This is a genomic window from Zhihengliuella sp., from assembly GCF_031178195.1.
Classification (GTDB): Bacteria; Actinomycetota; Actinomycetes; order Actinomycetales; family Micrococcaceae; genus Zhihengliuella.
The window spans coordinates 556,605-581,932 of the sequence record NZ_JAPSJL010000001.1; the positions used below are offsets into that span (position 1 = coordinate 556,605).

20 protein-coding genes and 1 pseudogene are annotated in these 25,328 nt (G+C 72.4%); 13 read left to right on the forward strand and 8 right to left on the reverse strand.

The annotated features are described in order from the left end of the window. The first annotated feature begins 76 nt into the window (after nt 1-76). From RIN46_RS02485 to RIN46_RS02500, 4 genes are all read left to right on the forward strand, one after another. Nucleotides 77-1,054 carry a methylenetetrahydrofolate reductase gene (locus RIN46_RS02485; RefSeq protein ID WP_309081308.1) on the forward strand — a complete coding sequence of 326 codons (978 nt, stop codon included), beginning with the start codon at nt 77-79 and terminating at the stop codon, nt 1,052-1,054. A 67-nt stretch (nt 1,055-1,121) separates the two neighbouring features. Further along, complete coding sequence (gene metE, locus RIN46_RS02490) at nt 1,122-3,476, forward strand: 5-methyltetrahydropteroyltriglutamate--homocysteine S-methyltransferase (RefSeq protein WP_309081307.1); 2,355 nt, start codon at nt 1,122-1,124, stop codon at nt 3,474-3,476. A gap of 147 nt (nt 3,477-3,623) precedes the next feature. Beyond that, nucleotides 3,624-5,060 carry an aminotransferase class V-fold PLP-dependent enzyme gene (locus tag RIN46_RS02495; RefSeq protein ID WP_309081306.1) on the forward strand — a complete coding sequence of 479 codons (1,437 nt, stop codon included), beginning with the start codon at nt 3,624-3,626 and terminating at the stop codon, nt 5,058-5,060. After that, the gene (locus RIN46_RS02500) at nt 5,057-6,298 is read left to right on the forward strand and encodes a cystathionine gamma-synthase (protein WP_309081305.1); all 1,242 of its coding nucleotides are present in this window, start codon (nt 5,057-5,059) and stop codon (nt 6,296-6,298) included. Before RIN46_RS02495 ends, RIN46_RS02500 begins: the two co-directional genes overlap by 4 nt. Nucleotides 6,299-6,437: 139 nt before the next feature. Here RIN46_RS02500 and pstB read toward each other — a convergent pair whose 3' ends face one another. From pstB to pstS, 4 genes are all read right to left on the reverse strand, one after another. Continuing rightward, on the reverse strand, nt 6,438-7,217 hold the full coding sequence (pstB, locus tag RIN46_RS02505; protein ID WP_309081304.1) for a phosphate ABC transporter ATP-binding protein PstB: 780 nt from the start codon (nt 7,215-7,217) through the stop codon (nt 6,438-6,440). Between the two features lie 31 nt (nt 7,218-7,248). Further along, complete coding sequence (gene pstA, locus RIN46_RS02510) at nt 7,249-8,373, reverse strand: phosphate ABC transporter permease PstA (RefSeq protein WP_309081303.1); 1,125 nt, start codon at nt 8,371-8,373, stop codon at nt 7,249-7,251. Beyond that, nucleotides 8,373-9,323 (reverse strand): phosphate ABC transporter permease subunit PstC, encoded by a 951-nt coding sequence (pstC, locus tag RIN46_RS02515; protein WP_309081302.1) that lies wholly within the window; start codon nt 9,321-9,323, stop codon nt 8,373-8,375. Before pstC ends, pstA begins: the two co-directional genes overlap by 1 nt. Nucleotides 9,324-9,477: 154 nt before the next feature. Then, nucleotides 9,478-10,593: a phosphate ABC transporter substrate-binding protein PstS gene (gene pstS, locus RIN46_RS02520; protein ID WP_309081301.1), complete on the reverse strand. Its 1,116-nt coding sequence runs from the start codon at nt 10,591-10,593 to the stop codon at nt 9,478-9,480. Nucleotides 10,594-10,769: 176 nt separating this feature from the next. Here pstS and RIN46_RS02525 point away from each other — a divergent pair, with 176 nt between their 5' ends. The 3 genes from RIN46_RS02525 (at nt 10,770) to disA (ending at nt 14,549) form a co-directional block, all read left to right on the forward strand. After that, complete coding sequence (locus RIN46_RS02525) at nt 10,770-11,978, forward strand: FUSC family protein (RefSeq protein ID WP_309081300.1); 1,209 nt, start codon at nt 10,770-10,772, stop codon at nt 11,976-11,978. 50 nt (nt 11,979-12,028) lie between these two features. Beyond that, a complete protein-coding gene (gene radA, locus RIN46_RS02530; RefSeq protein WP_309081299.1) occupies nt 12,029-13,408 on the forward strand; it encodes a DNA repair protein RadA in 1,380 nt (459 codons plus the stop codon). Between the two features lie 64 nt (nt 13,409-13,472). Then, nucleotides 13,473-14,549 carry a DNA integrity scanning diadenylate cyclase DisA gene (disA, locus tag RIN46_RS02535; RefSeq protein WP_309081298.1) on the forward strand — a complete coding sequence of 359 codons (1,077 nt, stop codon included), beginning with the start codon at nt 13,473-13,475 and terminating at the stop codon, nt 14,547-14,549. A gap of 2 nt (nt 14,550-14,551) precedes the next feature. On the opposite strand, the gene RIN46_RS02540 is transcribed toward disA, so the two are convergent. Next, nucleotides 14,552-15,196 carry a hypothetical protein gene (locus RIN46_RS02540; RefSeq protein WP_309081297.1) on the reverse strand — a complete coding sequence of 215 codons (645 nt, stop codon included), beginning with the start codon at nt 15,194-15,196 and terminating at the stop codon, nt 14,552-14,554. A gap of 132 nt (nt 15,197-15,328) precedes the next feature. On the opposite strand from RIN46_RS02540, the gene RIN46_RS02545 reads away from it, so the two are divergent. The 3 genes from RIN46_RS02545 (at nt 15,329) to RIN46_RS02555 (ending at nt 18,524) form a co-directional block, all read left to right on the forward strand. Beyond that, the gene (locus RIN46_RS02545; RefSeq protein WP_309081296.1) at nt 15,329-16,270 is read left to right on the forward strand and encodes an A/G-specific adenine glycosylase; all 942 of its coding nucleotides are present in this window, start codon (nt 15,329-15,331) and stop codon (nt 16,268-16,270) included. 192 nt (nt 16,271-16,462) lie between these two features. Then, nucleotides 16,463-17,908 carry an amino acid permease gene (locus RIN46_RS02550; protein WP_309081295.1) on the forward strand — a complete coding sequence of 482 codons (1,446 nt, stop codon included), beginning with the start codon at nt 16,463-16,465 and terminating at the stop codon, nt 17,906-17,908. A 70-nt stretch (nt 17,909-17,978) separates the two neighbouring features. Next, nucleotides 17,979-18,524, forward strand: coding sequence for a hypothetical protein (locus tag RIN46_RS02555; protein ID WP_309081294.1), 546 nt, complete (start codon nt 17,979-17,981; stop codon nt 18,522-18,524). A 71-nt stretch (nt 18,525-18,595) separates the two neighbouring features. Here RIN46_RS02555 and RIN46_RS02560 read toward each other — a convergent pair whose 3' ends face one another. Further along, nucleotides 18,596-19,006, reverse strand: a complete 411-nt coding sequence (locus RIN46_RS02560) for a low molecular weight phosphatase family protein (RefSeq protein WP_309081293.1) — start codon at nt 19,004-19,006, stop codon at nt 18,596-18,598. Continuing rightward, nucleotides 19,003-19,377, reverse strand: coding sequence for a metalloregulator ArsR/SmtB family transcription factor (locus RIN46_RS02565; protein ID WP_309081476.1), 375 nt, complete (start codon nt 19,375-19,377; stop codon nt 19,003-19,005). The genes RIN46_RS02560 and RIN46_RS02565 overlap by 4 nt, the downstream gene beginning before the upstream one ends. 119 nt (nt 19,378-19,496) lie before the next feature. Here RIN46_RS02565 and RIN46_RS02570 point away from each other — a divergent pair. The 3 genes and pseudogenes from RIN46_RS02570 to RIN46_RS02580 all read left to right on the forward strand — a co-directional run bounded on the left by RIN46_RS02570 (nt 19,497) and on the right by RIN46_RS02580 (nt 22,600). After that, a pseudogene (locus RIN46_RS02570) lies at nt 19,497-20,928 on the forward strand (FAD-dependent oxidoreductase). 131 nt (nt 20,929-21,059) lie between these two features. Further along, on the forward strand, nt 21,060-22,163 hold the full coding sequence (gene arsB, locus RIN46_RS02575; protein WP_309081292.1) for an ACR3 family arsenite efflux transporter: 1,104 nt from the start codon (nt 21,060-21,062) through the stop codon (nt 22,161-22,163). Further along, nucleotides 22,160-22,600 (forward strand): arsenate reductase ArsC, encoded by a 441-nt coding sequence (locus RIN46_RS02580; RefSeq protein ID WP_309081291.1) that lies wholly within the window; start codon nt 22,160-22,162, stop codon nt 22,598-22,600. Before arsB ends, RIN46_RS02580 begins: the two co-directional genes overlap by 4 nt. A gap of 147 nt (nt 22,601-22,747) precedes the next feature. Here RIN46_RS02580 and RIN46_RS02585 read toward each other — a convergent pair whose 3' ends face one another. Beyond that, nucleotides 22,748-25,246 (reverse strand): FAD-dependent oxidoreductase, encoded by a 2,499-nt coding sequence (locus RIN46_RS02585; RefSeq protein WP_309081290.1) that lies wholly within the window; start codon nt 25,244-25,246, stop codon nt 22,748-22,750. Between the last annotated feature and the right edge of the window lie 82 nt (nt 25,247-25,328).

Sequence of the window (25,328 nt, forward strand, 5' to 3'; positions counted from 1 at the left end):
CTACGTCCTCCGCCCGGCACCCCGGGCTGCGGCGCAGCGCCGTCGATCCTCCTTCGCGTCAATGCGAGGAGACAGAATGAGCCTGAACCACACCACGGCGCCGCCCCCGGCGCTGTCCTACGAGCTCTACCCGCCGCGCAACGCCGAGGCCCGCGCCCGGGCGGTCGACGTCGTGGCGGAGCTCGAGGCGAGCGGTCCCGACTACGTGTCCGTCACCTACAACGGGACGCCGGAGCGGCGCCGGGCGTCGATCGAGCTGATCGGGCACCTGATCGAGCACACCCGGCTCCGGCCGCTGGCGCATCTGACCTGCGTGGGAGAGACCCGCGACTCCCTCGACCGACTGGTCAACCACCTGGTGGCGCTCGGCGTCCGCGGGGTCCTCGCCCTGCGCGGGGACCAGCCGGAGGGCGTCGACCCGGACCACCCGGCCGCGTATGGGGAGCTCCCGTTCGCCCGCTACCTCGTGGAGCTGATCCGCGAGGTCGAGGACCGCCGGTCGGCCTCGCTCGGCGCCGGGCGGCTCGCGATCGGCGTCGCCGCGTACCCGACGCGGCACCCGGAGTCGCCGTCGTTCCAGCACGACGTCGAGGTGCTGCTCGCCAAGGAGCGCGCCGGCGCGAACTTCGCGATCACGCAGATCTACTTCGACGCCGCCGACTACACCGGCCTGGTGGACGCGGCCCGGACCGCCGGGGTCACGATCCCGATCGTGCCGGGCATCATGCCGGTGAACAACGAGCGGCGGCTGCTGCGCCTCTGCGAGCTCTCCGGGCTGGCTCCGGACGAGGGCCTGCGGACCCGGCTGGCCGACGCCGCCACGGACGCCGAGCGGCACCGCATCGGCGTCGGCCACGCGGCGGACCTGGCCCAGGCGGCGTTCGACGCCGGGGCTCCCGGCCTGCACCTCTACACCTTCAACGACGCCCGCGGGCCCCTGGACGTCGTCCGGGCCCTCGGTCTGACCGGCGCCGGCATCGCCGACGCCCGCGACGGCGCCGACTACGGCGACGTGCACGCACTCGTCGGCGCGGCCCGCCTCGCCAACGCCTGACCATCCGCACCCCACCCACCGACCCACCGAACGTTCCCCGAACGAACCCCGCACGAAGGAGCACCCCATGACCACGTTCCCCGCCGCCACCATCCTCGGCTACCCGCGCATCGGCCCGAACCGCGAGCTGAAGAAGGCCGTCGAGGCCTACTGGGCCGGCCGCATCGACGAGGCCGCCCTGGACGCGGCCTCGCACGAGCTGCAGGACCGCACCATCGACCGCCTCGTCGAGCTCGGCCTCTCGGCCCAGGACTCCTCCATCCCGGCGGACTTCGCGCTCTACGACCAGGTGCTGGACACCACCGCCGCCCTGGGCGCCCTGCCGCAGCGCTTCGCGGACCTGGCCGGCGCCGACGGCGAGATCGGCACCGACGCGTACTTCACGCTGGCCCGCGGCGACAAGGAGCGCCAGCCGCTGGAGATGACCAAGTGGTTCGACACGAACTACCACTACCTGGTCCCGGAGATCGGCCCCACCACGGTCTTCCGCCCGCTCGCCGACCGCCTCGCCGGGATCGTCAAGCGCCAGTCGGCCCGCGGCAACACGCTGCGCCCGGTCCTCGTCGGCCCGGTGACCTACCTGCTGCTGTCCAAGCCGGAGGAGGGCGCACCGGAGGGCTTCGACCCGCTGGACCGCCTGGACGACGTCGTCGCCGCCTACCGCGGCATCATCGCCCAGCTGGGCGCCGCCGGCGCCGAGTGGGTCCAGCTGGACGAGCCGGGCCTGGTCACCGAGCGCGGCAGCACGCTGGTCCCGCTCGCCGAGCGGGCGTACCGCACCATCGCCGCGGAGCAGGAGTACGACGGCGCCGCCCGCCCGTCGCTCCTCGTCACCACCGGCTACGGCACCGCCGGCGAGATCGCCGCCCCGGGCGCCGGCCTGGCGGCGCTGGCCGCGACCGGCGTCGAGGCCGTCCACGCCGATCTGGTCCGCGGCGAGCTGCCGTCCGCCGAGCAGCTCGCGAAGCTCGGCGCCACGCGCTTCGTCGCCGGCATCGTCGACGGCCGCAACATCTGGCGCAACGACCTCTCCGCGTCGCTGAAGACCCTGGTGGAGCTGGAGGCGGCGGCCGCCGGCGGCCTGTCCGTGGCCACGACCACGTCGCTGCTGCACGTGCCGCACGACGTCGCCCTCGAGCAGAACCTGCCGGAGCACCTGCCGGAGTGGCTGGCCTTCGCCGACCAGAAGGTCGCCGAGGTCCTCACGCTCTCCCGCGGTCTCGTCGGCGGCCCCGCGGCCGTCGAGGCCGAGATCGCCGCCTCCGACGCCGCGATCGCGCACCGCGCCGCGTTCGCCGGCACCCGCGTCGAGTCGGTCCGCCAGCGCCAGGCCGCCCTGACGGAGCAGGACATCGACCGCGCCCCCGCCGAGGAGCGCGCCGAGGCCCAGAAGGCTCGCCTGGACCTGCCGGACCTGCCGACCACCACCATCGGCTCCTTCCCGCAGACGGGCGAGGTCCGCAAGGCCCGCGCCGAGTTCCGCGCCGGCCGGATCACCGCCGAGCAGTACGACCAGTTCCTCAAGGACGAGATCACCCGCGTGGTCAGGCTCCAGGAGGACCTCGGCCTCGACGTGCTGGTGCACGGCGAGCCGGAGCGCAACGACATGGTCCAGTACTTCGCCGAGAACTTCGACGGCTTCGCCGCCACGGAGAACGGCTGGGTCCAGTCCTACGGATCGCGCTGCACCCGCCCGTCGATCCTCTGGGGTGACGTCACCCGCCCGGAGGCATTCACGGTGCCGTGGATCAGCTACGCGCAGTCGCTGACGCAGAAGCCGCTCAAGGGCATGCTCACCGGTCCGGTGACCATCCTCGCCTGGTCCTTCGTCCGCAACGACCAGCCCCTCGGCGAGACCGCCGACCAGGTGGCGCTGGCGCTGCGCGACGAGATCGCCGACCTCGAGGCCGCCGGCATCGCGGCCATCCAGGTCGACGAGCCGGCCCTGCGCGAGCTGCTCCCGCTGCGCGCCGCCGACCAGCCGTCCTACCTGAAGTGGTCGGTGGAGTCCTTCCGCCTGGCGACCTCGGGTGTGCGCACGGAGACGCAGATCCACACGCATCTCTGCTACTCGGAGTTCGGCGAGGTCATCGCCGGCATCGACGGGTTGAACGCGGACGTCACGAGCATCGAGGCGGCCCGCTCCAAGATGGAGGTCGCGGCGGACCTGGCCGAGTTCGGCTACCGCCGCGCCGTGGGCCCGGGCGTCTACGACATCCACTCCCCGCGCGTGCCCTCCACCGAGGAGGTCGAGTCCCTCATTCAGACCGCCCTGGCCAACGTGCCCGTGGGCCAGCTCTGGATCAACCCGGACTGCGGCCTGAAGACGCGCGGCTACGAGGAGACCGTCGAGTCCCTGCGCAACGTCGTCGCGGCCACCGAGTCGGCCCGCGCGTCGCTGCTCGCCGAGGTCCCGGCCTAGGCCCGGCCGGAGGCCCTCCCCCGGGCCTCCGCCCGCGGACCACGGTGCGTCCGGCCCCTGCCCGGGGCCGGACGCGCCCCCCAGCACACCGTTCCACCCACCGCCGGCCGTCGGCCGCGGGAACTCAGGACCTAAGGAGCCCCTTCCATGAGTTCGACCACCACCATCCACGCCGGGTACGCCCCCGCGGCCCCGCACTTCCCCGTGGCGGTCCCGGTCCACCAGACCACCGCCTACGAGTTCCCGTCCTACGCCGACGCGCGCCAGATGTTCGCCCTGACCAAGCCCGGCTTCACCTACTCCCGCACCGGCAACCCCACCGTGGCCGTGCTGGAGCAGCGCGTCGCCGAGCTCGAGGGCGGCACGGCCGCCGTCGCCCTCGCGAGCGGCCAGTCCGCCGTCGCCTTGGCGCTCCTGGCCCTGCTGGGGCGCGGCGACGCCGAGCGCGCCGGGGTGGACGGGCACGACGGCGGCCCCCGGACGATCGTGGCGGCCCGCCAGCTCTACGGGGGCACCCTGGACCTGCTGACGGACACGTTCGCGGACTTCGGGTACCGGGTGGACTTCGTGGACCACCAGGACCTGGACGCCTGGCGCGCGGCGATCACACCGCGGACGCGGGCGGTGCTGCTGGAGTCGATCACCAACCCCCTGGCCGAGCTGGCGGACGTGCCGGCGATCGCGGAGATCGCCCACGCGGCCGGCGTGCCGGTGGTCGTGGACAACACCCTGGCGACGCCGGTGCTCTACCGGCCGCTGGAGCACGGCGCGGACATCGTGGTGCACTCGGCCACCAAGTTCCTCGGCGGGCACGGCAGCGCGCTCGCGGGCGTGGTGGTGGACGGCGGGCGCTTCGACTTCGCCGCCGACCCGGCCAAATGGCAGCAGCTCGCCGCCCCGAAGGCCCGCTACGCGGCGGGCAGCGGCGCCGGCGCCTCCCTGGTGGAGCGCTACCCGTCCTGCCCGTTCGCGGCGCTGGTGCGCAGCAAGTACCTGCACGACCTCGGCCCCGCGCTCGCGCCCGACGCCGCCGCCAGCATCCTGCGCAGCATCGAGACCCTGGAGCTGCGCATCGCCCGGCACGGGGCCAACGCCCGCGCCGTGGCCGCGCACCTGGCCGAGCACCCCGCCGTCGCACGCGTCCACCACCCGGCCGTCCTGGCCGGGACGGCCCCGGAGTCGACGACGGCGCGCATCGCCGCCCGCGACTACCCACGCGGCGCCGGCTCGGTCTTCGCGTTCGACCTGGCCGTGGACCCGGACCGGGACCCCGACGCCGTCGGCCGGTTCATCGACGCGCTGGGCCTGTTCAAGCTCGTCGCCAACCTCGGGGACACCCGGTCGCTGGTGGCGCACCCGGCGGCCATGACGCACTGCCGGATGACGCGGGAGCAGCGCGCCGCCGCCGGCATCTCCGAGACGACCATCCGCGTCTCGATCGGGCTGGAGGAGCCCGAGGACCTCGTCGCGGACCTGGACCAGGCGCTGCTGACCGTCGTCGGCACCCACATCGACAGCGTCGGCGCGGCCACCGCCGCCGGCGCACGCACCCTCGACCCGCAGGAAGGACGCGTGGCCTCATGAGCACCCCCGGATTCAACACCACCGCCATCCACGCCGGCCAGGAGCCGGACCCGCTGACCGGCGCGGTCATCCCGCCGATCTACCAGACCTCCACGTTCGTGCAGGACGGGATCAACGTGCTCCGCGCCGGCCACGAGTACTCGCGCGGATCGAACCCGACCCGCGACGGCTTCCAGACGCAGCTGGCCGCCCTGGAAGGCGGGGCCGCCGGGTTCGCCTTCGCCTCGGGGCTGGCCGCCGAGGACGCGCTGCTGCGCGGCGTGCTCCGCCCCGGCGACCACATCGTGCTCGGCGGCGACGGCTACGGCGGCACCAACCGGCTGATCAACCACCTGCTGGGCCCGTGGGGCGTCACCAACACCGCCGTGGACATCACGGACCTCGGCGCCGTCGCGGCCGCCGTGCAGCCCGGGCGGACCGCGGTGCTGTGGCTGGAGACGCCGTCGAACCCGCTGCTGTCCATCGCGGACATCGCCGGGTGGGCGCGGATCGCGCACGCGGCGGACGCCCTGCTCGTGGTCGACAACACGTTCGCCTCGCCCTACCTGCAGCGCCCGCTGGCGCTCGGCGCCGACGTGGTGGTCCACTCGACCACCAAGTACATCGGCGGGCACTCGGACGTCCTCGGCGGCGCCGTCGTCGTCCGGGACGGCGAGTTTCGCGGCAAGGCGCTGGCGGAGACCGTGGGCTACCAGCAGTTCGCCGGCGGCGCCGTCGCCGGGCCCCAGGACTCCTACCTGGCCGCGCGCGGGCTGAAGACCCTCGGGCTGCGCATGGAGCGCCACGGGTCCAACGCGCTGCGCGTGGCGCGGTGGGCGCAGGAGCAGCCGGGCGTCGAGCAGGTGCTGTACCCGGGGCTCGAGGACCATCCGGGCCACGCGCTGGCCGCGGAGCAGATGGACGGGTTCGGGGGCATCGTGTCCCTGCGCCTGGGCACCGAGGCGGCGGCGCGCGCGTTTGCGGAGTCGACGCGGCTGTTCGGGCTCTCGGTCAGCCTCGGCGGGGTCGAGTCGCTGGTCTGCTACTGCTCGGAGATGACCCACGCCTCAGTGCGCGGCACCGAGCTGGCCGTGCCGACGGACCTGGTCCGACTCTCGGTGGGCGTCGAGGACGTCGACGATCTCATCGAGGACCTCGCCCAGGCGCTGGAGCGGTCCCGGGCGGCCGGCCGGGCCGGCGCCGGGACGCAGCGGCTCGAGGCTTCGGCGGAGCAGGAGCCGGTCGCCGCGGCGCTCTAGGACTCCTGGCGGGGAAACGGAACGGCGGGCGTCCACCGAATGGTGGGCGCCCGCCGTCGATCCCCCTCAGAATCCCCGGAAGATTCCCCCTTCCGGGCCCCCGCCCCGTCCGTTCGTCGGGGCGGAAACTCAGTACGGCTCAGCCGAAGCGGCCGGAGACGTAGTCCTCCGTGGCCTTCTCGCGCGGCGTGCTGAAGATCGTGGACGTCTCCGCGTACTCGATCAGCTTGCCGGGCTTGCCGGTGCCCGCGATGTTGAAGAACGCCGTCTTGTCCGAGACGCGGGCGGCCTGCTGCATGTTGTGCGTGACGATGACGACCGTGTACTGGTCCTTCATCTCGTTGATGAGGTCCTCGATCGCCAGGGTGGAGATCGGGTCCAGGGCCGAGCAGGGCTCGTCCATGAGGATCACGTCCGGCTCCACCGCGATGGTGCGGGCGATGCAGAGGCGCTGCTGCTGGCCGCCGGAGAGACCCGAACCGGGCTTCTCCAGGCGGTCCTTGACCTCGTTCCAGAGGTTGGCGCCCCGGAGGGACTTCTCCACGATCGTGTCCGCGTCCCCCTTGGAGATGCGCTGGCCGTTCAGGCGGATGCCGGCCAGCACGTTCTCCCGGATGGACATGGTCGGGAACGGGTTGGGGCGCTGGAAGACCATGCCGATGGTCGAGCGGACGGAGACGGGGTCCACGCCGGGGGCGTAGATGTCGTCGCCGTCGAGGAGGAGCTTGCCCTCCACCCGGGCGCCCGGGATGACCTCGTGCATGCGGTTCAGCGTCCGCAGGAAGGTGGTCTTGCCGCAGCCGGACGGGCCGATGAAGGCCGTCACGGACTTGGGCTCGATGGAGATGTTCACGCCCTCCACAGCGAGGAACTTGCTGTAGTAGACGTTGAAGTCGATGGCGTCGATGCGCTTGGACATGTGGTTCCTTCGTGAAAAGTCTCGAGGGGGCTCAGCGGCCGGTCTTCTTCGGCGCGAACGCCTTGGCGATGAAGCGTGCGGTGAGGTTCAGGAGCATGACGATGATGATCAGCACCAGGGCCGCGGCCCAGGCGCGCTGCTCCGAGGCGTCCGGGGCCGCCGGCGCCGTCGGGAACATCATCTGCCGGTAGATGTACACCGGCAGGGACATCATCCAGTCCTTGGCCAGGTTCCAGTTGGTGCTCACCGCGACGCCGGCCGTGACCAGGATCGGGGCGGTCTCGCCGATGACACGGGCGATCGCCAGCGTGACGCCCGAGGCGATGCCGGAGATCGCCGTCGGGATGACGACCTTCAGGATGGTCCGCCACTTGCGCACGCCGAGGGCGTAGGACGCCTCGCGGAGCTCGTTGGGGACCACCCGCAGCATCTCCTCGGTGGAGCGCACGACGACGGGGATCATCAGCACGGACAGGGCGATCACGGCCGTGAAGCCCATGACGTTGTCGCCCGGGCCGACCAGCGTGAGCATGAGGCCCGCGGCGAAGAGGCCGGCGACGATCGAGGGGATGCCGGTCATGACGTCCACGAAGAACGTGATCGCCCGGGAGAACGTCCCGCCGCGGCTGTACTCCACCAGGTAGATGGAGGTCAGCAGGCCGATCGGCACGGAGATGGCGGTGGCGCCCAGCGTCATGACGAGCGAGCCGATGAGCGCATGCTTGACGCCGCCCAGGATCGCCGTGCCGTCCTCGACCGAGGCCTGGTCCACCGCGCCGGTGATGCCGGTCATGTCGGAGGCCAGGAAACCCGGCGCGAGCAGGCCCGGCAGGCCGATGGAGAGGACGGTCCAGACCACGGAGATCAGCGGCAGCAGGGCGACCAGGAAGGCGCCCACCACCAGGTTGGTCCAGAGCTGGTCCGTGGCCTTGCGGCCGTTCTCCATGATCCGCGTGACCGCGTAGTTGGAGACGACGTAGAAGAGGGCGGTCAGGACCGCCCAGCCGGCGACGTTGAAGCCGACGACGGCCATGATCGCGGACGCGACGATGAGCGAGCCGGCGAGGCAGGCGATCCAGGTCCAGCGCGGTTTGCGTCCCTGGATCAGCTTGGACTTGCCGATGTTCTCGCGATTCTCCTGCAGTACCTGTGTCATCAGTTGGCCCCCGAGAATTCCTTGTGGCGGCTGACGATCCAGCGCGCGATCATGTTGACGGCCAGCGTGATGACGAAGAGGACCAGGCCCGCCGCGATCAGCTCGTGCTGGCGCATCCCGAACGCCTCGGGGAAGTTCAGGGCGATCTCCGACGGGATCGTCTGGTTGCCGACGTTGATGATGTTGGCCGACAGCGCGCCCGGCGAGAGGACCAGGGTGACGGCCATGGTCTCGCCGAGGGCGCGGCCGAGGCCGAGCATGATGGCCGAGACGATGCCCGCCCGGGCGAACGGCAGCACCGACATCTTGATCATCTCCCAGCGGGTCGCGCCGAGCGCGAGCGCCGCCTCCTCGTGGAGCTTGGGGGTCTGGACGAAGATCTCGCGGCAGAGGCTGGTGATGATCGGCAGGATCATCACGGCCAGCACCACCGAGGCCGTGAACAGGGTGCGGCCGGTCTGCGAGTAGCCCCCGGAGAAGAGCGGGATCCAGCCCGCGTTCTCAGAGAGCCAGGCGTAGATCGGGACCAGGAGCGGGCCGAGGAAGGCCATGCCCCAGGCGCCGTAGACGACCGAGGGGATGGCCGCCAGCAGGTCGATCACGTAGCCGAAGGCCTGGCTGACGCGCTTCGGGGCGTAGTGGGAGATGAAGAGGGCGACGCCGATGGAGACCGGCGTGGCGATGAGGAGAGCGATGGCGGAGGCGATCACGGTGCCGATCATCATCGGCCAGACGTAGGACCAGAAGCTGGTCTTGCCGTGGCTCAGCTCGCCCTCGCCGGCGGTCAGCGCGGGGATCGATTCGACCACGAGGTAGACGGCGACGAACGCCAGGATGGCGAGGATGACGATGCCCGCCGTGAGCGCGGTGCCGGAGAAGATCTTGTCTCCGGCCCGCCCGGCCGCCGACCTGGGGTCGTGCAGCCCGGAGGAGGGGGAAGTGACTGTCACAAGTGTCCTTCGAACGGTAGGAGTGACACGGACTCGCGCGCGGCCGGGACCGCGCGGATCGGTGCTCTACGCGCGGCCGTGGTCCCCGCTGCGGGGGATCGCTGCGGGGACCACGACCTGGGTGCGCGTGAGCGGCGCTTTTCTGTTGTAGAGCTTAGCCCTGGACGCCGATGCCGCCGATGGACTCGAGAGCCTTCTCACGGATGGCCTCGGAGATCGGCGCGTTGCCGGCGGAGCCCTCGGCCGTGGACTGGCCCTCCTCGGAGACGACGTACTCGGCGAAGGCCTTCACCAGGTCGGCGGTCTCCTGGTCCTCGTAGGCGTTGCAGTAGATGTGGTAGGAGACGAGGACGATCGGGTAGGTGCCCGCCTCGGTGGTGTTGCGGTCCAGCTCGACGGCCATGTCGTTCTCGGCGGCGCCCTCGACCGGGCTCGCGTTCTCGACGGCCTTCGCGGCGGCCTCGGCGGAGTACGGGACGTACTCCTCGCCGACCTTGACGGCCACCGTTCCGAGGGAGCCGACGGCGGAGGCATCGGCGTAGGTGATCGCCCCGTCGGTGCTGGAGACGAGGCCCACGACGCCGGCCGTGCCCTGCGCGTTGTCGGCGACGATCTCCTGCGGCCAGTCCTCGACGACGTCGTACGTCCAGTTCTCCGGGGCGGCGGCGGTGAGGTAGTCGGTGAAGTTCTCGGTGGTGCCCGAGGAGTCCGAGCGGTGGACCACGGTGATCGGGGTCTCCGGCAGCTCGGCGTCCGGGTTCTGCTCGGCGATCTCCGGGGCGTTCCAGGCGGTGATCTTGCCGGCGAAGATGCCGGCGATGGTCTCCGCGTCCAGGTTCAGGGTGTCGACGCCCTCGAGGTTGAACGCGACGGCGACCGGGGAGATGTAGGCCGGGATGTGGAACGCGCCGTCGGGGCCGCAGACCTCCTTGGAGGACTCCAGCTCCTCGGCGTCCATGGCGGCGTCGGATCCGGCGAACGAGTACTGGCCGGCCAGGAAGCCCTCGCGGCCCGAGCCGGAGCCGACCGGGTTGTACTGGACGGTGGCCTCGGGGGCCACGGAAGAGAAGCCGTCCGCCCAGGCCGTCATCGCGGCCTCCTGGGAGGACGCGCCGCCGCCGGAGAGCGTGCCGGTGACCTCGGAGGCGGCGCCGCCGCCGGCCGAGCCGGAGGCCTCGGTGGTGGGGTTGTTGGAACCGCCGCAGGCCGTCAGCGCGATGGCGGCGACGGACAGGACGGCGGCGGACTGGGCGAAGCGGAGCTTCTTCACGTGTTTCCCCTTGTACGTTCGTACGTTCTGGATCAGGACCAGTCTCGAAACTAGGCGCGGCAGGTAAAGGCTCCCGCCGTTAAAGGTGAACGGAGGGTTAACGGCGCTCGTAGCTTCGACTATTTGCGGCGAGCATCACACGGATTGAGGCAAGCATCACATGAAACACTGGTCCCATGGAAGGGGATGCTCCGGCGCGCAACGGCGGCACGGCTCGAACGGCCAGCGCGCGACCGGGCGCCGCGAGGCCAGCGAGAGGGCGGACGGGCTCGGCCCTGCGCCGCGCCCGCGGGTTCGTCGCGAGCCGCAGCCGAGTCGGCGCCCTGCGTGTGAAATCCTCGCTGTGGAAGATCGTCCAGATTACGTTCTGCTCGGTCGCCGCCTACTGGGTGGCCGAGCAGCTGCTGGGGCACTCGGCCCCGCTGTTCGCAGCGACGAGCGCCATGATCGCGCTGGGCTTCGGCCACGGAACCCACCTGCGGCGCACCGTGGAGGTGGCCGCCGGGTGCACGCTCGGGATCCTCATCGGGGACCTGCTGCTCGCGCTGGTCGGGACGGGCGTGTGGCAGGCCGCCGCCGTCGTCGCGGTGTCCCTGATCGTCGCCCGGTTCCTGGACAGCGGCACCATCTTCAGCACCCAGCTGGGACTGCAGTCCCTGCTGGTGGTGCTCCTGCCGGCGCCGGAGGGCGGGGTGTTCACGCGCAGCATCGACGCGCTCGTCGGCGGCGCCATCGCGCTGCTCGTCGTGGTGCTGACGCCCCGCAACCCGCGACTGGAGCCGGCGGACCGATTGCGCGAGGTCATCGAGGACCTCGCCGGGGTCCTCCGCGAGAGCGCGACGGCGGTGCGCGGGCTCGACGCCACGATGGCCTGGCACGCCCTGGTGCAGGCCCGGGCCACGCAGAAGACCATCGACGACCTCCCGACGATGCTCCGCGGCGCCAGCGAGATCGCCACCATGGCGCCGGCCTACCGCGGCCAGCGCGCCGAGCTGCGCCGGCTCAAGCGCGTGGCCGACCAGATCGACCTCGGCGTGCGCAGCTCCCGGGTGATCGCCCGCAGACTCGCGAGCGCCATCACGCACGGCTCCGTCGACGAGCAGGACGCCGATGCCCTCTCCACCTACCTGGACTCGTTGGCGGATGCGATGCTCCACCTGCGCCGGTCGGTGACGGAGCCGACGGCGTCGGCGCGGACGGGCGCGGAGTACCTCGCCCGGCAGGAGCTGGCCGAGTGCGCGTCCCGGCTCGACCCGGCCGAGTTCGGCGTGACCGGGCTCGAGTGCCAGTCGCTGATCATGCTGCTGCGCCCGATGACGGTGGACCTCCTGGTCGGCGCCGGGGCGGAGCGGGAGGAGGCGGTCGGCTACCTGCCGAAGCTCTGACGGCGGGCCCGGCACCATGCTGTCGGCGGGGGCCGATAGAGTCGGTGATCGTGCCAACCAAGTCGACAACACGCAGCAAGAGCCCGGGCTACCGGTGCGCCGAGTGCGGGTGGACCACCGTGAAGTGGGCCGGCCGCTGCGGCGAGTGCCAGGCGTGGGGGACGGTTGCGGAGATCGGGCAGGTCTCGGCCCGCACCCAGGCCTCCAGTGTCAGCCAGCCCGCTCCCGTCATCACCGACGTGGACGCCAGCGCCGCGACGTACCGGCCCACCGGCGTCGGCGAGCTGGACCGCGTGCTCGGCGGCGGTCTGGTGCCCGGAGCGGTGATCCTGCTCGCGGGCGAGCCCGGCGTCGGCAAGTCCACGCTCCTCCTGGACGTCGCCGCGCGCACGGCGCGCAACGGGCAGACCGTCCTGTACGTCACGGGCGAGGAGTCGGCCGCGCAGGTGCGCCTCCGCGCGGACCGGATCGACGCCCTCGCCGAGACCCTGCACCTCACCGCCGAGACGGACCTGGGCATGGCCCTGGGGCAGGTCGAGCGGATCGCCCCCGACCTGCTGATCGTCGACTCCGTGCAGACGCTCTCCTCGGCGGAGGTCGAGGGCAGCGCCGGCGGCGTCACGCAGGTGCGCGAGGTCGCGTCCTCGCTCATCAACGCCGCCAAGAAGCGGAACATGACCGCCATCCTCGTGGGCCACGTGACCAAGGAAGGCTCGATCGCCGGGCCCCGGCTGCTCGAGCACCTGGTGGACGTGGTCTGCCAGTTCGACGGCGAGCGCCACTCCCGGCTGCGCCTGATGCGGGCCGCCAAGAACCGGTACGGCCCCACGGACGAGGTCGGCTGCTTCGACCTGACCGAGACGGGCATCGAGGGCCTGGCCGATCCGAGCCGGCTCTTCGTCACGCCGACGAAGGACCCGGTGTCCGGTACGTGCATCACCGTGACGATCGAGGGGCGGCGGCCGCTGCTGGCCGAGGTGCAGGCCCTCGTCGCCCGCAGCGCCACCTCGCAGCCCCGGCGGGCGACCAGCGGGCTGGACTCCGCCCGCACCGCTATGATCCTCGCGGTGCTCGCCGCCCGGGCCAAGATGGACCTGACGGGCATGGACACGTACGTGGCCACCGTCGGCGGCGTCCGGCTGGCCGAGCCCGCCGTCGATCTGGCGACCGCGCTGGCGATCGCCAGCGCCGTGCTGGAGCGGCCGCTGCCGCCGCAGCTCGTGGCGTACGGCGAGGTCGGCCTCGCCGGCGAGGTCCGGCAGGTCCCGGAGATCACCCGGCGCATCAACGAGGCCGAGCGGCTGGGGTTCCGCTACGCCGTCGTCCCCGCCAGCCCGAACGGGCCGGGCACGCTGCCCAACGGGTTCCGCGTCCGCGAGGTCGGCACGCTCAGCGAGGCCCTGGAGGCGGTCTTCCCGAATCTCGGGTGACCGGCCGCGCGGCCGACGGCCGTCCCGCCTAGAATCGAGACGAGAACCGGCCGGAGGGGTTGCCATGACGAAGAACACAGACGATGCGCTGCGCAGCACCCTCGCGCGCATCGCCCCAGGGACCCAGCTGCGCGACGGTCTCGAGCGGATCCTACGCGGCCGGACGGGGGCGCTGATCGTCCTGGGCTACGACAAGACCGTGGACGGCATCTGCTCCGGCGGCTTCGACATCGGCATCGAGTTCTCCCCCACCCGACTGCGCGAGCTGGCCAAGATGGACGGCGCGATCGTCTGCGACCGCAACGCGTCCACAATCATCCGTGCGGCCGTCCAGCTGGTGCCCGACCCCCGGATCCCCACGCAGGAGTCGGGCACGCGCCACCGCACGGCCGAGCGCGTCGCCATCCAGACCGGCGTCCCGGTGATCTCCGTCTCCCAGTCCATGCAGATCATCGCCATCTACGTGGACGGCGTCCGGCACGTGCTCGAGGGCTCCGAGCCGATCCTGGCCCGCGCCAACCAGGCCCTGCAGACGCTCGAGCGGTACCGGGACCGACTGGACCAGGTCACCCGCTCGCTCTCGGCCCTCGAGATCGAGGCCCTGGTCACCGTGCGGGACGTCGCCCTGGTGCTCCAGCGCCAGGAGATGGTCCGGCGGATCACCGAGGAGATCTCGCAGTACGTCCTCGAGCTCGGCGTCGACGGCCGGCTGCTCTCCCTCCAGCTCGAGGAGCTCAACAGCGGCCTCGGCCCCGGCAGCGACATGCTCCTGCGCGACTACTCGCGGGAGCATGTCGCCCAGGCGGACGTCGACGCGGCGCTCGCCCGGCTCCGCTCCTTCTCCTCGGCCGACATCATCGACCTGACGCGCATCGCCACCGTGTTCGGCTACGGCACCTCCACGGACACGCTCGACACTCCGCTGCGGCCCAAGGGGTACCGGCTGCTGGCGGGGATCAAGGCGCTGCCCCGCTCGGTGGCGGCCCGGCTGGCGGAGAACTTCGACGACCTGCAGCAGCTCATGGCCGCCAATATCTCCGACCTCATGTCGGTCGACGGGATCGGCGAACAGCGAGCCAAGAAGGTCCGCGAGGACCTCTCCCGGATCGCCGAGACGAGCCTGCTGGAGCGCTTCTCCTAGCGTTACCGGAGCTCGAAGGACGCGATCCCGCTCTCGCGGTCGCCCAGCTTGGCGGTGAATTTGTACGTCCCGGGGCGCGGCTTCGCGTTCACGGCCTGGCAGCCCGGCGCGCTGCGCACGCGCTCCCACGTGAAGCGAGCGGTCTCCGTCTGCCCCGGCTCCATCGTGATGCGCAGGTCCGAGGCCTCCGCCAGGCAGTCCTTGGTGGAGAAGATCCGGTCCTCGCCGCTGTTCACGACGAACTCCTGCTCGCCCGTGCCGACGTTCACGTCGCAGGCCGCGTCGCCGGTGTTCTCGATGGTCATGACCAGCACCGGGTTCGCCTCGGGCCCGTAGGACGGGGCGTCCGTGGAAGCCTGCACGACGACGTCGTCCGGCTGGCAGTCGCCGGCCGCCCCGCCACCGGACCCGCCGCCGTCCGGACCCGGGGCGCCCGAGGCGCTCGGGTCGGCGGGCGCCGAGGCCGCCGCCCCGCCGTCGGCCTGCGGCGACGGCGGGTCGGCGGGCCCGCGGACCATGCCGACCACGGCGCTGACGCCCCAGACCAGGAGGGCGAGCACCACCAGCAGGGCCACGAGCGCCACGAGCCGGCGGCGCCGGTACACGGCGGGGCTGGGTCGGCGCGGCGACGGTGCGGAGGATGCCATGCGCCCAGCTTAACGCCCGCCCCGCCGCGCGGCCGGGAGGCACCGGCGGCGTGCTCCGGCACGGTTCGCCGGCGTCGTCCGCGGCTGCCGTTTCGACGGGCGTCGCTCCACCCCGTCGCCTACAGTGGACTGGTGCCCCGCCCGCCCGCCGTCGCCGACCCCGCCCGCCTCCCCGCGGACCTCCCGCGCCTCCACGCGGCGATCGCCGAGTGGTTCGCGGCCCACGGGCGCGACCTGCCGTGGCGCCGCCCCGACGCCGGCCCGTGGGGGGTCATGGTCAGCGAGTACATGCTGCAGCAGACCCCGGTGGTCCGCGTCCTGCCGGTGTGGCACGAGTGGATGGAGCGCTGGCCGACGCCGGCGGACCTGGCCGCCGAGCCGTCCGGCGAGGCGCTGCGCGGCTGGGGCCGGCTCGGCTACCCGCGCCGGGCGCTGCGCCTGCACGCCGCGGCCCGCAGGATCGTCGAGGACCACGACGGCGCGGTCCCGTCGTCGTACGAGGACCTCCGCTCCCTCCCCGGCGTCGGCGCCTACACGGCCGCCGCGATCTCCTGCTTCGCCTTCGGACGGCCGGAGACCGTGGTGGACACCAACATCCGCCGCGTCCACGCCCGCCTGTTCACGGGCAACGCCCTGCCCGAGCCCGCCTACACCGCCGCCGAGGCCCGTCTCGCCGAGGCGCTCATGCCGGACGCCGGGCACGACGGCGGCTCCCTCGCCAACGCGTGGAACGCGGGCGTCATGGAGCTCGGCGCGCTCGTGTGCACGGCCCGGGCTCCCCGCTGCGACGCCTGCCCGGTGCGGGACGCGTGCGCCTGGCTGCGCGCGGGGCAGCCGGCCCCGCACTACACGCCCAAGGGCCAGCCGTGGGCGGGCACCGACCGGCAGGTCCGCGGGGCGTTCATGGCCGCACTCCGCGACGCCGACGCCCCGGTGGCGCGGGAGGACCTGTTGGGCGCCGCCGTCGTCCTGGCGACCGGGGCGCAGGCCGAGCAGCTGGAGCGCTGCCTCGGCTCGCTCCTGGCGGACGGCCTGGCCCACGAGGGCCGGCAGGGGATCGCGCTCCCCCACTGACCCGCCGCCGGCGGCGGACGGTGACCCGCGGACCGTGCCAGCGGGCCGTGACCGGCGGGCCGGCGGCCTCGTAACAAACCCACCGGGACGGAACCCGCGGCCCCGGCGGGCCGCCCCGGGTGCGAGAATCTCCCTCCGGCACGACCGGCGTCGACAGCGACGGCGGCACAGGCGGAAAGGAATGCTCGGAACATGAGCAGCACACAGGACAGGACGCTGTCCAAGTCCCTCGGGAACATCGACGCACTCGCGCTCGGCTTCGGCGCCATGATCGGCTTCGGCTGGGTGGTGCTCACGGGCGGCTGGCTGGAGAGCGCGGGCACCCTCGGCGCGGCCCTCGCCATGGCGGTGGGCGGCGGCATCATGGCCGTCGTCGGGCTGACCTACGCGGAGCTCACGGGCTCCATGCCCAAGGCTGGCGGCGAGCACAACTTCATCCTCCGCGCGCTCGGCCCGCGCCCGTCCTTCATCGGCTCCTGGGCGATCACCGGCGGCTACGTCACCATCGTGGCGTTCGAGGCCGTCGCGCTCCCCCGCACGGTGGAGTACATCGTGCCGGGCATGAGCCAGATCCCCCTGTGGACGGTCGCGGGCTTCGAGGTGAACCTGACCTGGGCGCTGGTGGGCGTCGCCGCCGCGATCCTGCTGACGTGGATCAATATCCGCGGCGTCAAGCAGGCCGGCGTGGTCCAGACGTTCACCGTCCTGTTCCTGCTGGCCATCGGCGCGCTACTGCTCCTCGGCTCCTTCACCGGCGGCGAGGCGCAGAACATGCAGCCGCTGTTCACCGGCGGCATGGCCGGCTTCTTCGCGGTGCTCGTGGCCGTGCCGTTCCTCTTCATCGGCTTCGACGTCATCCCGCAGTCCGCCGAGGAGGTCAACATCCCGGCCCGGAAGATCGGCTCGCTGGTGGTCCTCGCCGTCGTGCTGGCCACCGCCTGGTACGTCATGGTGGTCCTGACGACGTCGACGGCGATGCCCGCCGGCGAGATCGCCGCCGCGGACATCGCCACCGCCGACGCCTTCGGCGCTCTGTTCGGGTCCGAGCTGATGTCCAAGGTCCTCATCGCGGGCGGCATCGCCGGCATCCTGACGTCCTGGAACTCGCTGCTGCTCGGGGCCTCCCGCCTGATCTACTCGCTGGCGCGCAGCGGCATGCTGCCGGAGTGGTTCGCGGACCTGCACCCGAAGTACCGCACCCCGCACAAGGCGCTGATGTTCATCGGGGGCATCTCCATGCTCGCCCCGTTCTTCGGGGCCGAGATGCTCGGCTGGCTCGTCGACTCCGGGGCCCCGAGCATCATCGTGGCCTACTTCCTGGTCTCCGTGACGTTCCTGGTGCTGCGCCGCCGCGAGCCGGCCATGGACCGGCCCCTGCGCGTCGGCGGCGCGGGCCGCGGCGGCGAGGTCATCGGCTGGGCCTCCGTGGTCCTGACGGCCGCTCTCTTCAGCCTCTACATGCCGGGCATGCCGGCATCGCTGAGCTGGGAGCCGTGGCTCATCTTCGCCGTGTGGTGGGCCCTGGGTGCCGTGTTCTTCCTCCGCGTCCCGGCGGGCATCCCCGCCGGCGAGGACGCCGAGGAGAAGGTCCTCGCCGCCGTCCGGGCCCGGGCGACCGCCGGCTCGGCCACGCGCTGACCTGCGGCGCGCCGTCCGGCCGAGGGCGTAATGTGACGCGCCGAACGCGCCCTCGGCCGATACTGGACAGATGAGTACTGGCCCGAACGTGCTCTCCTTCAAGGAGACGGTGGTCCGGCGCCGGACGACCCGGCGGGTGGGGTTGTTCCGGCGCCTCAAAGCCGTGGAGCTGACGCAGTCCATCTGGAACATCCAGGTGGACGGACGGCTCCTGCAGGCATGGATCCGCGACTGGTCCGGAACGCTCGACATGCCGGCGGAGATGGCGGACCTGCGCTCGACCTTCCCGGCGGCCGGGCTGCTGCGGATCGACGACCTGCTCGGGGCCGGCGACGGGCCGCCGTCGCAGCCCCTGGGCCTGCTGTTCTGCCCCATCTGCCGCAGCGAGGCGTGCGGCTACCTCGCGTGCGACCTGCAGATCGGCGAGCGCGTCACCTGGAGCGGGTTCCGCTGGCAGGACACCGTGGACGGCCGGCCGCGCGTCACACCGGTCGCCGGCGCGGAGACGCTCGTGTTCGACACCGAGACGTACCGCCGCACGCTGCTGGAGCTGCGCGAGACCATCGCCCCGATCGTCGGCCACGCCGCCGAGGCCGAGGAGCGCGCGTCCCACTGACCCGGACGCGGTCTGCCGGCTCGACTGGCCCGTTCGTCCGTTCGACCGGTCCAGCCCGGCTCCCCGGCTCGCTACCCCAGGAGGCGGGCCCTGAGCTCCTTGATGCGCGCATGGATGTCGTCGCGGACGAGCTCCATCCGCTCACGCCCCTCGATGCCGCGCAGGCTGGGCTCGTCCGTCTCCCAGCGCTCGATGGCCACGCCGTCCACGGGGTCGACCTGCGCCTCGCCGCCGAGCACCACGACGAGCCCGGCGCGCCGCATCGCGTCCTCGGTCAGGGGCTTGGGCTTCTCGTCGCGGATATCGACGCCGAGGTCGAGCAGCACCTCGGCGGACAGGGGATTGATCGCACTCCCCGGCTGGGTGCCGGCCGACTCGACGACGACGGCGTCCCCCGCCTCGAGCCGCATCAGCCCGGCGGCCATCTGGGACTTGCCACCGTTCTTGGAGCAGACGAACAGAACGGCCGGCTCCCCGCTCATCGGGCGCTCCCCAGCGGGCCGGTGAGCCTCGCCGCCACGTCCGCGAGCGCCTCCGGGACCACGGAGTAGTACGCCCAGACACCGCGCTTCTCGCGGGTGAGGAAGCCGGCGTCGACCAGGATCCTCAGGTGGTGGGAGACCGTGGGCTGGCCGAGCCCCAGGGGCTCGGTCAGATCGCAGACGCAGGCCTCGGCGTCCTCGCCGGCGGCCACGAGGGACAGCAGCCGGAGCCGGTTGGGGTCGGCGAGGGCCTTGAAGCGCGCCGCCAGCGTTGCGGCGGCCTCGGCGTCGAGCGGCGGGCGGGAGGCCGGGGGCGAGCAGCACTCGCCGGCCTCCAGCCCCGCTGCCGCAGCGGGGGCGGAGGGGGACATCGTCTCGGTCACGGTCGTTCCTCTCAGATATTGACAACCGTCGATACCTCTCACCATACTCGTCGCATCGACGTACGTCGATACCCGCAGACCGCCTTCGCCACCCCAGAGGAGACTCCATGCGCCACGACACCCCGCGCCACGACCTGCCGGTCGTGGTCATCGGAGCCGGCCCGGTCGGGCTGGCCGCGGCCGCCCACCTCCTCGAGCGCGGCGTCACCCCGCTCGTCCTGGAGGCCGGCCCGTCCGTCGGGGCCGCCGTCGCGCAGTGGGGCCACATCCAGACGTTCTCCACCTGGGCCTACAACACCGACGCCGCCGCGGTCCGCCTCCTGGAGGCCGCCGGCTGGTCCGCGCCGAACCCGAAGCGCCTGCCCACCGGCCGCGAGCTGGTGGGAGAGTACCTCGAGCCGCTCGCCGCGACGCCGGCGATCGCCGTCCGCCTGCGCACCGGCCACCGGGTGGTCGCCGTGACCCGCTCCGGGATGGACAAAACCCGGGCCCGCGACCGCGCCACCGCCCCGTTCCTGGTCCGCACCGTGGTTGCCGCCGCCGACGGGGGCCGCAGCGAGGCGAGCGGCTCCCGGGCCACCGGCGGCACCCACGCCCGCGCCGACGTCGTCCGCGACATCGAGGCCCGGGCCGTGATCGACGCCTCCGGGACCTGGGAGCTCCCCAACCCGGTCGGCCCGGGCGGCCTGGAGGCGCGCGGCCCGTGCCGCCGGCGCCGTCACGTCCGCCCTGCCGGACGTCCTGGGGGCCGAGCGCGAGCACTTCGCGGGCCGGACCGTCCTCGTGGTCGGCGCCGGGCACTCGGCGGCCAACTCGCTGCTGGCGCTGGGGCGGCTGGCCGCTCAGGAGGAGGGCACCCGGGTCCTCTGGGGCCTGCGCGGACCCGATCCGTCGGCGGTGTACGGCGGCGGGGAGCGCGACGGGCTGCCGGCCCGCGGCGCGCTCGGCGCCCGCCTGCGCACCATGGTGAAGGCCGGACGCATCGAGGTCCACCCCGGCTTCCGCGTGCTGGAGACGCGGACGACGGCGGAGGGCCGCCTGTCCGTGCGGGTCGCCGAGGGCGGCGCGGAGACCCGGCTCGAGGTGGACGCGCTGGTGCCCGCCACGGGATTCCGGCCGGATCTGGACATGCTCCGCGAGCTGCGCCTGGACCTCGACCCGGCCTTCGAGGCGCCGCGGAAGCTGGCCCCGCTGATCGACCCGGAGTTCCACCGCTGCGGCACCGTCCCACCGCACGGCGCCGATCTGCTCGCGCATCCGGAGGAGGACTTCTACATCGTGGGCATGAAGAGCTACGGCCGCGCCCCCACCTTCCTCATGGCCACCGGCTACGAGCAGGTCCGCTCCATCGCCGCGCACCTCGCCGGCGACGCGGAGGCCGCCGCACAGCTGGAGCTGGACCTGCCGGAGACCGGCGTCTGCTCGACCGACGTCGGCTCCTGCTGCGATGCGCCGGCCGAGGCGCAGTACCTCGGCATCCCCACCGGCCTCGCCCACGGCCGCAGTGGGGCCGCCGCGACAGGGCCGGCCCAGCCGTAGCGCACCGCCCGCCGACCACGCATTGACAGTCGTCGATTCAATCCGCCACCATTGATATCGACACTCGTCAATATCCCGCCCCGCATCCACCGCCCGGCCGGCACCGGCCGCCGCACAGCATCGGAGACCCCGTGACGCCACTCGACGCCCCCGCGCGCGAGCCGCAAACCGCCCATGTCGTAGAGAAGCTGTCCATCGTCGACCGCTTCCTGCCGGTGTGGATCCTGGCCGCCATGGGGCTGGGACTCCTGTTGAGCGCCGTCGCGCCAGGCTTCGGCGAGGCCCTGGACTCCTACCAGGTCGCCGGTGTCTCCGTCCCGATCGCGGTCGGCCTGCTGGTGATGATGTACCCGGTGCTGGCGAAGGTCCGCTACAACGAGACCGGCCACGTCCTGCAGGACCGCAAGCTGATGATCACGTCGCTGGTCATCAACTGGGTGCTGGCCCCGGCCTTCATGTTCGTGCTCGCCTGGGTCTTCCTGGCGGATCTGCCGGAGTACCGGACGGGCCTGATCATCGTGGGGCTCGCCCGCTGCATCGCCATGGTCCTCATCTGGAACGACCTCGCGTGCGGCGACCGCGAGGCCGCGGCCGTACTGGTGGCCGTCAACTCCGTGTTCCAGGTCGCCATGTTCGGCGTCCTCGGCTGGTTCTACCTCCAGGTCCTCCCGACGTGGCTGGGCCTGCCGACCACCAGCGCGGAGTTCTCCGTCGCCGCGATCACGCTGTCCGTGCTGGTCTTCCTCGGCATCCCGCTCGTCGCGGGCTTCCTCACCCGCACCCTCGGCGAGCGCCGGCTCGGCCGGGAGACCTACGAGTCCCGCGTCCTGCCGAGGATCGGCCCGTGGGCGCTGTACGGCCTGCTGTTCACGATCGTCGTGCTCTTCGCCCTGCAGGGCAACCAGGTCATGTCGAACCCGCTCGACGTCGCGCGGATCGCCGTGCCGCTGGTCGTGTACTTCGTGGTCGTGTTCGGCGCGTCCATGGTGATCGGCCGCTACCTGAACCTCGGCTACGAGCGCACCACCACGCTGTCCTTCACGGCCTCCGGCAACAACTTCGAGCTGGCCATCGCCGTCGCGATCGCCACCTTCGGCGCGACGAGCGGCCAGGCCCTGGCCGGCGTCGTCGGCCCCCTGATCGAGGTGCCGGTCCTGGTCGCCCTCGTCTACGTCGCCCTCTGGGCGCGCAAGTACTTAACCGCCCGCCCGGGCCGAACCGAGAGGTCGCTATGAGCACCGAGACCACCGCCGACGCGAGCGCGGCCAAGCCGTCCGTCCTCTTCGTCTGCGTGCACAACGCCGGCCGCTCGCAGATGGCGGCCGCGTTCCTGACGTCGCTGGCCGGCGACCGGATCGAGGTCCGCTCGGCGGGCTCGCAGCCGGCCGACCGGGTCAACCCGGCGGCCGTCGAGGCCATGCGCGAGGTCGGCATCGACATGTCGGCCGAGGTGCCGAAGGTCCTGACCGCGGACGCGGTGCAGGCGTCCGACGTCGTCATCACCATGGGCTGCGGCGACGAGTGCCCGTACTTCCCGGGCAAGCGGTACGAGGACTGGAAGCTCGAGGACCCGGCCGGACAGGGCCTCGAGGCCGTGCGCCCCATCCGCGACGACATCAAGCGCCGCGTCGAGGGGCTCATCGAGTCCCTCGCCCCTGCCGCCGCGGAGTAGTCCGCCCGCTGGTTCCGTCGTCCCGCGCCGTCGCGAGTCGCCGCAGGCCTCGACGACGGCGGGCCATCGACGTCGCGGCGACCGCCCGGACGCGCAAGTGCCCGGCTCCACTGGAGCCGGGCACTTGCGCGTTCCTGCCGTCGGGCGTCAGCCGCGGAGCTTGGTCATCTCCGGGTCGACGAGCGGCTCGGCCGCCACCGTCGCCTGCACCCGCTTCCCGAAGTACTCGACCTCGACGGTGTCGCCGACGTCGGCGCTCTTCGGCAGCCAGGCGTACGCGATGGGCCGGCCCACGGTGTGGCCGAACGCGGCGCTGGTGATGTAGCCGACGACCTCGTCGCCGATGTACACGGGCTCCTTGCCCAGCACCACGGTGGTTCCGTCGTCGACCGTGATGCAGCGCAGGCGCTTCGTGGCCTGCTCGCGGCGCTCGGCGAGCGCGTCCTTCCCCACGAAGTCGTCCGTCTTGGACGCCTTCACGGCGAAGCCGACCCCGGCCTGGTCGGGCTCGTGCTCGATGGTCATGTCCGTGCCCCAGGCGCGGAAACCCTTCTCGATGCGCAGCGAGTTGAAGGCGGCGCGGCCGGCGGCGATGATGCCGTGCTCGCGTCCGGCCTCCCACAGCACATCCCACAGGCGGTGCCCGACGTCGGCGGAGGCGTAGAGCTCCCAGCCGAGCTCGCCGACGTAGGAGAGGCGCATGGCGGTCACGGGGATCCCGGCGATCGAGATCTGCTTGGTCCGGAAGAACTTGAGGCCCTCGTTGGTCATGTCGTCCTCGGTGACCTTGGAGATGACCTCGCGGGCCAGCGGGCCCCACAGGCCGATGCAGCAGGTGCCGCCCGTGGTGTCGCGGACGCTGACCCACTGGGACGGGTCCTCCTCGCTCTGGTGGCGGGCCTCGCGGGAGATGTAGGCGTCGTCGATGCCGCTGTTGATGCCGACCTGGTAGGTCCGCTCGTCGAGCCGGGCCACGGTGATGTCGCTGGCGACGCCGCCGGCGCTGTCCAGCAGCAGGGTGTAGGTGACGGCGCCCGGCTTGCGGAGCATCTCGCCGGTGGTGAGGCGCTGGAGCAGGGGGCCGGCGCCGGGACCGGTGACCTCGAGGCGCTTCAGCGGCGTCATGTCGTACATGGCCACGGCGGTGCGGGTGCGCCAGGCCTCCACGGCCGCGATCGGCGAGTGGAACTGTGCAGCCCAGGAGTCGCGCTCCGGCGGCGTCCACTCGGCCGGCAGCTCGTCGAGGAGGGCGGCGTTGGACTCGTACCAGTGCGGGCGCTCCCAGCCGGCGCCCTCGAGGAACACGGCGCCGAGCTCCTGCTCCTGCGCGAAGAAGGGGCTGACGCGGACGTTGCGCGGGGAGACGCGCGGCTGCGAGGGGTGCAGGACGTCGTAGATCTCCACGAAGTTCTGCTGCGAGGTCTCGGAGACGTAGTCCGGCGTCGTCTGCACGTCCTCGAACCGGTTGAGGTCGCAGCAGCCGAGGTCGGTCTCCGACCGGCCCTGGGTGAGGAGCTCGGCGACTGCCTTGCCGACGCCGGCGGCGTGGGTGACCCAGACGGCCTCGGCGACGAAGAAGCCGTCCAGATCGCGGGACTCGCCGACCAGCGAGCCGCCGTCGGGCGTGAAGGAGAAGATGCCGTTGAAGCCGCTCTCGATCTCCGTGTTCGCCACGTCCGGCAGGAGCTCCTTGGTGGCCTCCCACTCGGACTCGAAGTCCTCCGGGGTGAACGGCAGGGAGGACGGCATGCGATCGGCGGTGATCTCGCCGGGCGCGTACTTCGGGAGCGTCTCCAGGTCCACGGGCATGGGGCGGTGGGCGTAGGAGCCGATGCCGATGCGGTCGCCCCACTCGCGGTAGTAGAGGTCGCGGTCCTGGAAGCGGAGGATGGGCAGGCTGGCCCCGTTCGGCATCTCGTTCTTGCCGGCGAGGCTGGGCAGGGCGGTGGTCTTCACGTACTGGTGCGCGAGCGGCAGCAGCGGGATCCGCGTGCCGGCCATCGCTCCGATCGCCGGGCCCCAGAAGCCGGCGCAGCTGACCACGATGTCGGCCTCGAACCGGTCCTCGCCGGCGAGCACGGCGCGGACGCGGCCGCCCGACTGCTCGATGCCGGTCACGGTGGTCCGGTCCCGGTACTCAACGCCCTGGGCGCGCGTCCGCTCGATGAGCAGCTGCGTGGCCTGGGCTGCCAGCGCCAGACCGTCGTTCGGGGTGTGGAGACCGCCGAGGACCATGTCCGGGTTCAGCAGCGGGTACATCTTCCGGCAGGCCTCGGCGTCGATCACCTCGGCCTCGATGCCCCAGGCCCGGTTCCAGCCGGCGCGCCGGTGCAGGTCCGCGAGGCGCTCCTCGTTGGTCGCGATCTCCAGACCGCCGACGGCCCGGAAGGAGCCGCGGCCGTCGGGGCCGATGAGGGAGTGCGACTTCTCGATCGTGTAGCTGGCGAACTCGGCCATGGTCTTCGCACCATTGGAGGAGAACACCAGTCCTGGCGCATGCGACGTCGACCCGCCCGGCAGCCCGAGCGGGCCCTGTTCGAGGACGAGCGTATTGGTCCAGCCGCGCTGGGCCAGCTCGTCGGCCAGGTTGGCACCGACGGTGCCGGCTCCGATGATGACTACACGTGGAGCGGTCTTCGACGTCACAGGGGACTCCTACTGCTGGTGGGGATGCTGGAACTGCGGGCACGGTGGACGCGCCCGCCGAGATACGGGTGTGGTGATGGGT

Bases quoted from the DNA above. Each gene is read 5' to 3' on its own strand.
- RIN46_RS02525 (WP_309081300.1), top strand. From the start codon at position 10,770: ATGGAAGGGGATGCTCCGGCGCGCAACGGCGGCACGGCTCGAACGGCC.
- RIN46_RS02495 (WP_309081306.1), top strand. From the start codon at position 3,624: ATGAGTTCGACCACCACCATCCACGCCGGGTACGCCCCCGCGGCCCCG.
- RIN46_RS02565 (WP_309081476.1), bottom strand. From the start codon at position 19,377: ATGTCCCCCTCCGCCCCCGCTGCGGCAGCGGGGCTGGAGGCCGGCGAG.
- RIN46_RS02555 (WP_309081294.1), top strand. From the start codon at position 17,979: ATGAGTACTGGCCCGAACGTGCTCTCCTTCAAGGAGACGGTGGTCCGG.
- pstA (WP_309081303.1), bottom strand. From the start codon at position 8,373: ATGACACAGGTACTGCAGGAGAATCGCGAGAACATCGGCAAGTCCAAG.
- RIN46_RS02500 (WP_309081305.1), top strand. From the start codon at position 5,057: ATGAGCACCCCCGGATTCAACACCACCGCCATCCACGCCGGCCAGGAG.
- RIN46_RS02550 (WP_309081295.1), top strand. From the start codon at position 16,463: ATGAGCAGCACACAGGACAGGACGCTGTCCAAGTCCCTCGGGAACATC.
- RIN46_RS02580 (WP_309081291.1), top strand. From the start codon at position 22,160: ATGAGCACCGAGACCACCGCCGACGCGAGCGCGGCCAAGCCGTCCGTC.
- RIN46_RS02485 (WP_309081308.1), top strand. From the start codon at position 77: ATGAGCCTGAACCACACCACGGCGCCGCCCCCGGCGCTGTCCTACGAG.
- pstB (WP_309081304.1), bottom strand. From the start codon at position 7,217: ATGTCCAAGCGCATCGACGCCATCGACTTCAACGTCTACTACAGCAAG.
- metE (WP_309081307.1), top strand. From the start codon at position 1,122: ATGACCACGTTCCCCGCCGCCACCATCCTCGGCTACCCGCGCATCGGC.
- disA (WP_309081298.1), top strand. From the start codon at position 13,473: ATGACGAAGAACACAGACGATGCGCTGCGCAGCACCCTCGCGCGCATC.
- RIN46_RS02540 (WP_309081297.1), bottom strand. From the start codon at position 15,196: ATGGCATCCTCCGCACCGTCGCCGCGCCGACCCAGCCCCGCCGTGTAC.
- RIN46_RS02560 (WP_309081293.1), bottom strand. From the start codon at position 19,006: ATGAGCGGGGAGCCGGCCGTTCTGTTCGTCTGCTCCAAGAACGGTGGC.